The organism is Mucilaginibacter sp., assembly GCF_039921305.1.
Taxonomy (GTDB): domain Bacteria; phylum Bacteroidota; class Bacteroidia; order Sphingobacteriales; family Sphingobacteriaceae; genus Mucilaginibacter.
Genome location: NZ_JBDSCA010000041.1, coordinates 53,215 through 66,023 on the forward strand (window position 1 = coordinate 53,215; position 12,809 = coordinate 66,023).

A 12,809-nucleotide genomic window follows, 5' to 3' on the forward strand; every position below is an offset into this window, starting at 1 on the left:
TATCAATTAAACGCTTAAGCCATCGTTAATTCGCTTTTACCTCGGTTATATACCGGCTAATTTGAACATCTCGTGCCCTATTTATTCACTTTTATACCCGTTCATCCATTTTGTACATTTATATTTTTGGCCAATCAATAAATAAACCCGATACCGTTTGAAATCAACATAGTTGTTTTTTAGTTTCCCGATATGGAAACGAGAGCGCCTTTATTTAAACGAAAATCGTTAAAGCGTGTTCTTTACAAATTTTCAGCCCCATTAACCAATTAGTAATATTAATTTCATGATGAAAAAGTTATTAGCCATTTCAAGTTTGTGCCTGTTCGTGTTCGCAGCAACAAGTTTGGAAGCACAAAACCCTAAGCTTACGCTTGATTTAAATAAACCTGGCGCAAACGTAAGTCCGCAACTGTATGGGTTGATGACCGAAGAGATCAACCATTCGTACGATGGGGGTTTGTATGCCGAACTGATCAAAAACAGGATATTTAAGGACAATCCAAATACGCCGGAAGCATGGAGCGTAATCAAGGAAGGTGGTGCGAAGGCCACTATTCAATTAGTTGCCGCAAACCCCGATTATGTACCGGCAGATCAGCGGCGCCATGCAATTAATGGCGCGTTAACCACTTGTTTAAGATTATTGGTTGATACGGGCGGCGGTAGGGCCGGTATTGCGAATGAAGGTTATTGGGGCATACCTGTTTTACCTAATACAACTTATAACGCCTCTTTTTATATTAAAGGTATGGAAAGCAAGCCGTTGACCGAGCAATGGGCTCCCGCGCCTAAAACTGCAGTTCCGGTAATTGCTGATAACACTGCCGGGCCTATAACCGTAAGTATAGAAAGTAATGACGGTAAAACCGTATATGCTTCGGGTACCATTAATTTGATAAAAAGCGCCTTTTGGAAAAAATATGAACTTAAATTAACAACCCGCGCTGATGTTAAACCAACCTCTGCTGCCCGTTTTGTTATTTCAACAAACCGTACCGGGGTTTATTATTTTAACCTTGTCTCTTTATTTCCGCCAACCTAGCATAACCGTCCCAATGGGAACCGGATAGACATAATGAAATTATTGGCTGATATGAAACCCCGCTTTTTACGTTTTCCAGGCGGTAATTTCCTTGAAGGCCCGAAATTGACCGATGCATTTCCGTGGAAGACTACTTTGGGACCGCTTGAGGGGCGCCCCGGCCATACCGGCTCATGGGGCTATCGCCCTACCGACGGGATGGGCTTACTTGAATTTTTAGAATGGTGCGAAGACCTGAAGATGGAACCACTGCTTGCCGTTCATGCCGGCTATTCACTCGATGGCGACCATGTGGACGCAGGCCCGCTTTTAAAGCCATATGTAGATGATGCGCTTGATGAAATTGAATATGTTACGGGCGACGTACATACGTACTGGGGCGCTAAGCGCGCGGCAGATGGGCACCCGGCGCCCTTTAAACTCAGCTATGTGGAGATTGGTAACGAGGACGGGTTTGACGCGTCGGGCAGTTACGACGGACGTTTTGCCCAGTTTTATGATGGCATTAAAGCCAAATATCCTAACCTTCACTGTATTGCAACCATCGGCGGTAAGGACTGGCTTGGGACCAGGGGTAAATTAACAATTCGTAAGCCCGAAATTGTAGATGAACATTATTACCGCAATGCCTGGGAAATGGAAGAGGATGCGGCACATTATGATACCTACGACCGCAAAGGATATAAGGTGTTTGTAGGTGAGTGGGCAACGCGTGAAGGCGAACCAACCACCAATTTGAACGCCGCCCTGGGCGATGCTGCCTGGATGACGGGCATGGAACGAAATTCAGACCTGGTTATCTTGTCGTGCTACGCGCCATTATTTGTAAATGTAAATAAGGCCACAGCAACTGCGCCAAAGGCCTGGCAATGGGACTCGGACCTGATAGGTTACGATGCTTTAAAAAGCTTTGGTTCACCATCTTATTATGTACAGAAGATGTTTAACAGCTATATCGGCAATATAGTGGTGCCTATAGCGGGCGCCAATATCCCTACCCAAACCAGGCCTGCCACCAAGCAGGACAGCGCGGCGAACAAAATACCCGAACCTATACCAGCCATGTTTTATGTAGCTACCCAGGACACCAAAACGGGAAAACTGTTTCTTAAAGTAGTAAATGCAACAGGAAAGCCGCAGCAGGTTGATATTGATTTAAAGGGGGCTGGGAAGTTTTCTCCGGAGGGTATTACCGTGGTACTAAAAGGTGATAAACCCGAAGATACGAACACGATCAGCGATCCGGTAAAAATAGTTCCGGTTACCTCCAAAATAAAAGTGGTAGGCGCTCAATTCAGAAGGACTTTCGATGCATATTCAGTAAGCATACTTCAAATAACATTAACTAAATAATTAAAAATAGGTAAGAATACCAGGACAAAAAAACCAAATGTGCGTATGGCTTGGTGGGCCGTATTCCCTATTAGGTGCCTGTAAAGTGGGAGGATGGATGGCCCGTTTTGGGCACCCAAGGCAAAGTGCCCGATACACTCAACCGGCCAGTTGAGTGTATCGGGCATTGTTGCTTCAGACGAGTTTACCCGTAAAAAAGGCGAACGGGCATTACCACTGGTTTGGCAATGGAACCATAACCCGGATAATAGCTTGTGGCCTGTGACAGCGCGGAAAGGGTATTTACGACTCACCACCGGCAGGATCGACACCGATTTCGTGATGGCACGAAATTCATTAACGCAGCGGACTATTGGCCCGGTATGCTCCGGGACAGTTTCGCTCGATATTTCTAATATGAAAGATGGTGATTTCGCGGGTTTGGGCCTTTTGCAAAAAAATTACGGGTTGGCAGGTGTAAAAATAATCGGGGATAGCAAAGCTATCATAATGATCAACGCAAGCACCGGAAAACCTGTAGAAACACAAAAAATTCCTTTGAACCAAAAGGTGCTGTCTGTTAAGGAGAACGCCCAGATCAAATTTCGAATATCAAAAGCTCAATTTTATCGGTAAACCCGCCTCCGCAGCGGAATTAGAATTTTTATCGGATAAAAAAATCTTGTCGCGTATAGGAAATACCTGAAGAAGTACCAGCTATGTGATCTATCGCGCCGAAGAATAAACGTCCGGTAAGCAGCCATAGGTAAACCATTTAGCCTTAGTTACTTACTTTGTAGAAAGTATGCACGTCGTCTGCGATGTGTCCTTCTTGTCGATCGCGCGCTGCATGCAATAAAATTAACCTCACATAATTTCTCCTTTACTCTGGGTTCAAGTGGCCAGTTTGAACATTTCGTGCCCTATTTATTCACTTTTGTACCCGTTTATCCATTTTACACATCCATATTTTTGGCTCGCCGATATATAAACCTGAGACCGTTTCGAAATCAAGATGGCCGTTTTTTTAGTTTTCTGATATGGAAACGAGAGCGCCTTTATTGAAACGAAAATCGTTTTCTCAACTGTCATTCAACCAAGACTAAAACATACTTAATTACCAATAGATAAACCTATATTCATGTTAAACAAAAACAAAATTCTAAAGCGTGTTCTTTACAAATTTTTAGCCCCATTACTGTTGGTTGGCATAAGCACATCCGTAAATGCCTCTGTTATATCGTACAAAAAAGACTCAAACGGATTGATATTTAAACTGGATAAAGGTTTAATGTACATCAATGTTTGTAAGGCAGACATTATTGAAGTAAAATATACTATTTTTGATAGTTTCAGCACAAAGCCCTCGCTTATTGTAAATGCAAAATGGGGCGTTCCCTCTTTTAAAGTTTCAGAAGATAAGAACCAGGTTACTATCATAACCGCGAAATTGAAAGTAGTAATAAGCAAAGCCACTAATAATGTTAGTTACGAAGATCTTTACGGAAAAAAAATCACTTCAGAAGATACTAAGAGCATTACACCGGCAACCATTGCTGGTATAAATACTTATAATATAAGTACACAATTCACTTCACCGAAGGATGAAGCACTATTTGGCCTGGGGTGCCACCCTGTGGATAGTGGTTCTATCAACTATAAAGGCCGGAACCAGGATCTGGCCATAAAATACCTTACCGGTGCTATTCCTGTGCTACTATCCACCCGTGGCTATGGCCTGATGTGGGACAATTATTCGGCATCCAATTTTTACGGGGGCGAAGAAAACAATACCAAATTTAAATATGTTTCTGAAAGTGGCAAACAAGTTGACTATTACTTTTTTTATGGTCCCGGATTTGATCAGATCATTAACCAATACCGTACAGCCACTGGTAAAGCGCCAATGTTTGCTAAATGGACCTTCGGGTTGTTCCAGTCGCAAGACAGGTATATGAGCCAGAACGAAATACTTTCGGTAAAAGATAACTATCGCAATAACCATATTCCTGTGGATGCTATCGTACAGGATTGGTATTATTGGGATCCTTTCCCAATTGGTTCTCATGTAATGAACCCGGCGCGTTATCCCGATCCAAAGAAAATGGTAAATGAACTGCATAAGAGTAACATTCATGCTATGATATCCATCTGGCCCTTGTTTGGCAAGGGTACCAAAGACTTCGATACTATACAAAAAATGGGCGGGTTAACCAGTATTACCTGGGACAACGTTGTAACTCATACTTTTGATAGCTATTATGATGCTCATAACCCAAAAGCACGTGAATTGTATTGGGATATGGCCCGCGACAGTCTGATTAAAAGATATGGCTGGGATGCCTGGTGGGTTGACCAATGCGAGCCCGATAATGGATTACTCTTGGATGAGCGCCGCAAAAGTGATTTTTGGTTAGGAAAAGGCATTGATTATTTTAATACCTATTCTCTCCAGCATTCAACAGGTTTATATCAGGGCTGGCGCCGCGATATTCCACAAAAGAGGGCGTTTTTTTTACTAAGGCAGTCTTTTGCCGGTGAGCAGCGAAATGCAGGTGCGCTTTGGTCATCCGATATTTCCTGCACGTTTGAATCATTTAAAAATCAAGTGCCACAAGGTATTAATGCCTGCACCTCTGGTATCCCATACTGGACGTCCGATATCGGCGGATATCACTACAATTGGGTTGCGCCCGATTGGTCGAGACCGGAATTTAGGGAACTGTTTACACGGTGGTTCCAGTTTGGTACGTTTTGCCCAATTATGCGTATTCACGGTAAGGGTGAACGGGCCATATTCTCAAAAAACTGGGATGAAGATACAAAGGCTACACTTATAAAGTTCGACAAACTCCGGTATCGCTTGCTACCGTATATATATTCGCTTGCTGCAAAAACCACGCTTCATAATTATACTATAATGCGGTCGTTGGCATTTGATTTTCGGAATGATACAAATGTCTATAAAATACCTGATCAGTATATGTTTGGCCCTGCATTTTTGGTAAATCCGGTTACTGGCAAAAAGGAAACCGAAAGAAAAGTTTACTTGCCTGGATCTGATTATTGGTATGATTTCTGGACAGGCGAAAAAGTATCAGGTGGTAAATCCATTATTGCCGCTTCACCAATAAACCTTATGCCATTATATGTGCGTGCTGGTTCCATCATCCCTATGGGGCCTGAAGTTGAATATGCTACGCAAAAAAGCAATAAGGTTATTGAACTGCGCATTTACCCTGGTGCTGATGGCCGGTTTACCTTTTATGAAGACGAAAACGACAACTACAATTATGAGAAAGGCCAGTATTCAACTTTTACAATAGACTGGAATAACAAACAGAAAGAACTAAGTATTTCAAGTACCAGAGGTAGTTTCCCTGGTATGTTAAAGCAGCATACTTTCAATATTATTGTGGTTAACGGTAAACATGGTTCTGGACCCTTGGTTACGGACAGTGTTGATAAAACCGTTGACTATGTAGGCAAGGCAATTGCTGTGAAATTGAAGTAACAGGGTGTGTTTTTTAAAGATAAATTGGATGTTGCCCACATATAATTGATTAATAACGTAAATAATTAATGCGTCCGGAATAAAAAACGGGCGCATTTTTTTATATAATAACTTACCCTTTGGTGTTTTATAAAAAAATCAAAAGGTGCCTGATTATGTAACATTTGCACTAACTTAGTGTACTATCTAAAAAGTCAACTTATTGATTTTTGGGCTTTTTTAATAATACCCTGATGCGCGTGAAATTTTATTCTCTTCTTGCGATTACTTTATTCTTTGTTTGTAATAATATTTTCGGACAAAGCAACCAGTACCGGTTTTCACAACTTGATATAAGTAACGGGCTGTCGCATAATCAGGTCAATTGTATATTCAAAGATTCAGAAGGCTTTATGTGGTTTGGTACTGCATCGGGCCTCAACCGATTTGATGGTTATAATTTCAAAATATTTAGACACGACGGTGATAAGAATTCGGTAAAAGATGATTTTATAACAAAAATTTTTGAAGGCCCGGATAAAAAGTTGTGGATAGCAACCCGCTATGGGTATTGTTTTTACGATCCCGAAACAGAGCGTTTTAATAATGATATGTCGTTATTGCTGCGTTCTTTAAAACTCCCTCTTTATCAATCCATCACCAAGATAGTGCAAACCAGCGCTTCAGACTTTTGGTTTTTGTATCCTGATTCAGGTATTTATCGGTATAATGCATTGAGTAAGCAAACCAAACGCTATTATCATAGTATAAATTCAATGCCATCGTTATACTCAAATTCCATTGTAGATATAACAGTTGATGCTAAAAGCAATATATGGATAGTTTACAGTAATGGCACAGTTGAAATGCTTGATATTAAGCTCAACAAAACCACCTATCACACAGATGTTTTTAATAAGGCCATCAATAATAAACATGGTAATTACTCCTTAACAGTAGATAAGGATAATGATTTGTGGTTTTATGCCTCATATATGGATATAGGGGCGTTTTTTTACCAACCATCAACAGAAACTTTCCGTCATATTGGTAAGGAATCAGACGGGGTAAAGTTAAAAGCGAATGTCGTTAGCAATGTTATTCAGGCCGATGATGGACTTATCTGGATTTCTACCGATCATGGGGGCATTAGTGTGTTTGACAAAAAGAAATCCCAAATTACTTATCTACTAAACCGTGAAGACGATGCTAAATCGTTGAGACAAAACAGTGCAATGCTCTATAAGGATAATTTGGGTATAATATGGGCTGGTACTTTTAAAAAGGGAATAAGTTATTATCATAAAAATATTATCAGGTTTCCACTCTACAGACATTTAGCATCCGACCCTGGTAGCTTACCTTTTAACGATGTAGATAAGTTTGCCGAAGATAAGGTGGGGAATTTATGGATTGGTACCAACGGAGGCGGCCTAATCTATTTTAACCGCAAAACTGGTAAGTATACCCAATATAAACACGATTCGGCAAACCCGAATAGCTTGAGTAATGATATTATTGTTAGCTTATACATTGACTATGACCAAAAGTTATGGATTGGTACCTATTTTGGCGGACTAGAATGCTTTGATGGAAAAATATTTACCCATTACAGGCACGATGATAAATTAGCCACCAGTATTGCTGATGACAGGATATGGAGTATTCTGGAGGATTCCTCACACCGTTTATGGATAGGCACTTTTAACGGAGGGTTGGAAATTTTCGACCGAACAAAAAAAATATTTTATTATCCTTTTAAACAGACCGACATAATGTCCAGATTTATATCCTCGATCTTTGAGGATAAGCAAGGCAATATATGGGTAGGGGGGTATTCGGGGGTAGATGTTATATTAAAAAACGAAGGGCGGGTGATCCATTACGTTTCAAATGGAAATATTGCGAATGGTTTAGCCGACAATAGCATAAGCAGTATAAATCAGGATAATCGCGGTTTGATGTGGATCGCGACAGCAGGCGGATTGAGTATTCTGAATCCTAAAACAAACGCTTTCATCTCACTCACAAAAAACAACGGTTTGCCCGCTAATTCAATATTGAACACAGAAGAAGACAGCAAGGGGGCCATGTGGTTGAGTACGTCAAATGGGTTAAGCCGTGTTACTTTAACACCAACAGCTCACACTTTTAATTTTCATTTCGAGAATTTTGATGAAATGGATGGTTTACAAGGCCGGGAATTTAATCTGAATTCCGCTTTAGGGACACACAATGGTGAGCTGATATTTGGTGGTGGCGATGGCTTTAATTTTTTTGACCCCGCCAGTATAGAACCTGTTAAAAATAAACCCAAATTGATCTTTACCGATTTTCAGCTGTTCAACAAAAGTATATCGGCCAATGAAGCGATTAATGGACATGTTGTCCTCTCAAAATCCATATCTATAACTCAAGCTTTAACACTTAATCACAGCGAAAATGTTTTCTCTATAGAGTTTGCCGCCCTCGATTTTTTTAATCCTGGTAAAGTAAAGCATCAGTACAAGCTGGAAGGTTTTGATAAGAAATGGATAAATGCAGACAACAGAACGCGAAAAGCCAGCTATACTAACCTGGATCAAGGCGATTATGTATTTAAGGTACGGGCATCTACTACTGAGGGGGTATGGACTCCGGATATTTCGTTAAAAATTAAAGTACTACCCCCATTCTGGAAATCTAATGTTGCCTATGCCATTTATGTGATACTGTTTTTTAGTATTCTTTTGTTTATACGACACAGAGGAATACAAAAGATAAGAAGAGAATTCGTAGCTGAACAGGAAAAACAGGAAGCAAAATCAATGATCGAACAGGAGCGCCAGGAGATCAAACGTATGCAAGAGCTCGATCAGCTAAAAACTAAATTTTTGACGAATGTTAGTCACGAGTTCAGAACGCCGCTGTCATTGATTATAGCGCCAGTTAATAAAATGCTTACTCATGCTGATCAGGAACAGAAACAGCAACTGAATATGATAAGAAAAAATGCCAGACGGTTATTAAATCTGGTAAATCAGTTGCTTGATTTTCGTAAGATGGAAGTTCAGGAGTTGAAACTGCATAGCAAGCCGGGAGATATTGTAAAGTTCATCAGCGAGATAAGCTTATCATTTACAGATATTGCCGAAGAAAAAAAGATCGGTTTTATATTTGACACTACAGTTGAGTCAATGTTCACCAGTTTTGATCATGATAAGATAGAAAGAATATTGTTTAACCTGTTATCAAATGCCTTTAAATTTACCCCAGCCGGCGGCCAGGTAAGCGTTCTGCTTAATGTGGATAAGGATGCCGGAAATGATGCTTCTTCTTTGGAAATTAAAATAATTGATACAGGTATCGGCATTCCGCATGACAAACAGCGTAAAATTTTCGAACGCTTTTTTCAACACGATATTCCGGATTCGATGATCAACCAGGGCAGCGGCATTGGCCTTGCAATTACGCGTGAATTTGTGAAGATGCATAAAGGAAAAATAACGGTTGAAAGCGAGCCTGATCATGGCAGTTGCTTTATTATTAAACTGCCGTTTATTACTTATGTACCCTCAGAAACGGATATATCATTCGATGATGAAGCTGATAGTGAAGATGGGAACGATATTAGCCATAATGAAAGTAAAACTATGCCCAAGCAACAGCATACAGGTAAAAAGCCGTTGGTTCTTTTGGTTGAGGATAACGATGATTTTCGTTTTTATCTGAAGGACAATTTAAAAGATATCTTTTTTTTAATCGAAGCCTCAAACGGAAGAGAAGGCTGGCAAAAGGCACTTGGTATGCATCCCGATATCATTGTAAGTGATATCAGCATGCCCGAGATGACAGGAATTGAGCTTTGTAAAAAACTAAAGGGCGATAAACGTACATCGCATATTCCGGTTGTTTTGTTAACCGCTTTGACGGGAGAGAGCGAGCAATTAAAAGGTTTGGAAATCGGCGCTAATGATTACATGACAAAACCTTTTAATTTCGAAATACTACTTTCAAAGATCAAAAACATCCTGACCCTGCGGGATAACTATAAACAGACCTACAAAAAGCAAATGGATGTGCAATTGCAGGAAACGCCTTTACAAAATGAAGATGAGAAACTGTTAAGAAACATTGTTGAGTATATAGAACTCAATATTTTAAACGATAGCCTTTCGGTAGAAGAATTAAGCCGCCAGATGAACATGAGCCGCGGATCGCTTTATAATAAAGTGTTAATGCTTACCGGCAAATCTCCTGTTGAGTTTATTCGCTCCATAAGGCTAAAAAAAGCGGTATACCTGCTTGAAAATAGCCAAATGACGATAAGTCAGATATGCTATGAAGTCGGCTTTAATACCCCCAAATATTTTACGAAAATGTTTAAGGACGAATATAATGTTCTCCCGTCAGCATATGCTAATTCCATTCGCCACAAGAAACTATCCGAAACTGAAGAATGATAATTTCCACATCGTTGTTTTGGTATAAATGCTTTGTGTTTACTAATTTATATATTACCAATATCTCAAAATGTGGCACTAGTTTAATTGTGCTTCTAAATTAGTATTAGTTTCAATAGCCATACAAGCATTCTGGTCTCCTTGATTCGATGTAAATGCTTCATTTTTAATGGATTGCAATTTGTTGCACATTTGGTCTATATTTTTGTTCAACTCAGCCCCCTTGCCTTTTTTAAGTTATAATAGATTTACCCTTAGAATATAAGTTCAAAGCAATGTAATTAATGATTTGCTTTGAACTCTGTTCCACCAATTATCATAAGAACCAACAAGGTTATTTTATTTTTTTGACTTATAAGCTGCGTTTGGCTGTACTTGAAGTTTTTTACTGACTCTTCAGGCAGTCTGATGTGAATAAACCCACAATAAAGCAGTTTGAATTGTTGTTTCTGGGGTATTTGTGTAATACAAAATGGGAAAACAAAAAATAATTATGAATGAAGAGAAAGCAATTAACTACTAACCAAATTACAATGAACCAATTATCAAACCCTAAAAATCCTTTATAAGATGGATGAAAATTTACAAAGAAGAATGAAAAGAAGTATTTCATTATTTATCGCAAGTATGTTGCTATGTCTTTCGGGCTATGCACAAACCATCACGGTTACCGGAAAGATAACGAGCGCCGATGATTCTCAGCCAATGCCGGGAGTGAACATTAAATTTAAAGGCACGGCAACCGGAACTGTATCCTCCATTGATGGCACTTATACAATAACGGCAAAGCCAGGCAATGTATTGGTTTTTAGCTTTTTAGGATTTACATCTCAGGAAATAACGGTAAAACAAGCCGGTCCAATTAATGTTAAGCTAAATTCAACATCCAGCCACTTAAACGAAGTTGTGGTTGTCGGTTATGCCACGGCTAAAAGATCAGATGCTACCGGCTCAATAAGTTCGATAAAGGGGGATGACCTGCGCCAAACACAACCAACTACTTTTGATCAGGCCCTGCAGGGAAAAGTTGCAGGAGTTGTGGTTCAACAGGTGTCGGGCCAACCCGGTGGCGGCGTGTCTATTCAAATACATGGCGTGTCTTCTATAACCGGCTCAAATTCGCCATTATATGTAATTGATGGTATTGTTATTCCGCCGGTTGGCGACCCCGGTAATGGCTCCAATCCATTAAATACTATTAATCCTGCTGAAATAGAATCGATAGATGTATTGAAAGATGCGTCTGCAACTGCTATATACGGTTCGCAGGCAACCAACGGCGTTGTTGTTATTACTACAAAAAGAGGTAAAGCAGGGGTGCCACAGGTAGCTTATGATTTCTATGCCGGTTATCAGGAGTTGCCAAAAGCACTCCCTACAATGAACTTGCAGCAGTTTGCCACTTTCATTAATGCCCGGGCACAAGCGTGGGGATTCGATAGAAGGGACGAATTTGCCAATCCCCAATATTTAGGTACCGGCACCGACTGGCAAAAAGAATTATTCCGAAAAGCTCCGATGAACAGTAATTCAGTTAGAGTAAGCGGCGGCGATGATAGGACCCAATATTCACTTTCAGGCTCTTATTTTAACCAGCAAGGAATAGCTATTGGGTCTGAATTTAAAAGATCATCAGTACGGTTGAACCTTGACAATAAAACCACTAAATGGCTAAAGGTAGGAACCAGCCTTCAATTAGCTCACGTTTATGAAAATCAAAATTCTACTGCCTCTAGTGTAATTGGTAATGCGCTATACCTTACACCCGATGTTCCGGTAAAAAACGCCGATGGCTCTTGGGGTGGGGTTACCAACACGGCCGGTTATGTAACTCAAGTTCCCAACCCTGTGGCGTTAGCCCAACTTAACAAAAACGTTAGCAAGAGAAATCAAGTGTTTGGCAACGCGTATGCCGAAATACAGTTTACTAAAAATTTATCATTACGAAATGAAGTATCCGGTAATTTCGATTTTAGTACCCAGGATTACTTTCATCCAACTTTTGCTTTTGGTAAATATGTTAAAGGCACTAACGATGGTGGCTCAAACATGTACCAAAACTTTTATACGGTATTACGCAATTACCTAACTTATAGCCATTATTTCAGTAAATTTAATTTCAAAGTTTTAGCAGGGCACGAAGCGCAGTCAAGCTCTTTCGAAAATATTGGCGGCTCACGGAATAATTTCCCTTCAAATACTGTGCAGACCCTCAATGCCGGCGATGCTGTCTCGGCCAAAAACTCAGGCGATAATGGTCTTGGCAATTCATCGGAAGCCTATTTCGGTCGGGTTGATTTAAACTTTTATGATAAATATCTGATCACCGGTAATATACGAGGCGATGGCTCTTCAAATTTTCCAACCAACAATCAGTGGGCTACTACCTATTCAGGGGCATTTGCCTGGAAAATTAATCATGAGTCATTTTTGAAAAGTGTAAATGCTATAAATGAATTGACACTGAGACTTGGTTATGGCCTTACCAACAATCAAA

General features: G+C 40.1%; 6 protein-coding genes. All 6 read left to right on the plus strand.

Features of this window, described 5'->3' with window-relative positions:
- The first annotated feature begins 286 nt into the window (after positions 1-286).
- Positions 287-1,045 (plus strand): hypothetical protein, encoded by a 759-nt coding sequence (locus ABIN91_RS12135; RefSeq protein ID WP_348051375.1) that lies wholly within the window; start codon positions 287-289, stop codon positions 1,043-1,045.
- Between the two features lie 33 nt (positions 1,046-1,078).
- Positions 1,079-2,398, plus strand: a complete 1,320-nt coding sequence (locus ABIN91_RS12140) for an alpha-L-arabinofuranosidase C-terminal domain-containing protein (protein ID WP_348051376.1) — start codon at positions 1,079-1,081, stop codon at positions 2,396-2,398.
- A 93-nt stretch (positions 2,399-2,491) separates the two neighbouring features.
- Positions 2,492-3,013: a hypothetical protein gene (locus ABIN91_RS12145; protein ID WP_348051377.1), complete on the plus strand. Its 522-nt coding sequence runs from the start codon at positions 2,492-2,494 to the stop codon at positions 3,011-3,013.
- Positions 3,014-3,518: 505 nt separating this feature from the next.
- On the plus strand, positions 3,519-5,891 hold the full coding sequence (locus ABIN91_RS12150; RefSeq protein WP_348051378.1) for a TIM-barrel domain-containing protein: 2,373 nt from the start codon (positions 3,519-3,521) through the stop codon (positions 5,889-5,891).
- A 233-nt stretch (positions 5,892-6,124) separates the two neighbouring features.
- Complete coding sequence (locus ABIN91_RS12155; protein WP_348051379.1) at positions 6,125-10,312, plus strand: two-component regulator propeller domain-containing protein; 4,188 nt, start codon at positions 6,125-6,127, stop codon at positions 10,310-10,312.
- A 594-nt stretch (positions 10,313-10,906) separates the two neighbouring features.
- The coding region (locus ABIN91_RS12160) for a SusC/RagA family TonB-linked outer membrane protein (protein ID WP_348051380.1) at positions 10,907-12,809 on the plus strand (1,903 nt) is incomplete at its 3' end.

Coding starts and splice junctions, on each gene's coding strand:
- ABIN91_RS12150 (WP_348051378.1), top strand. CDS start 3,519: ATGTTAAACAAAAACAAAATTCTAAAGCGTGTTCTTTACAAATTTTTA.
- ABIN91_RS12145 (WP_348051377.1), top strand. CDS start 2,492: ATGGATGGCCCGTTTTGGGCACCCAAGGCAAAGTGCCCGATACACTCA.
- ABIN91_RS12155 (WP_348051379.1), top strand. CDS start 6,125: ATGCGCGTGAAATTTTATTCTCTTCTTGCGATTACTTTATTCTTTGTT.
- ABIN91_RS12140 (WP_348051376.1), top strand. CDS start 1,079: ATGAAATTATTGGCTGATATGAAACCCCGCTTTTTACGTTTTCCAGGC.
- ABIN91_RS12135 (WP_348051375.1), top strand. CDS start 287: ATGATGAAAAAGTTATTAGCCATTTCAAGTTTGTGCCTGTTCGTGTTC.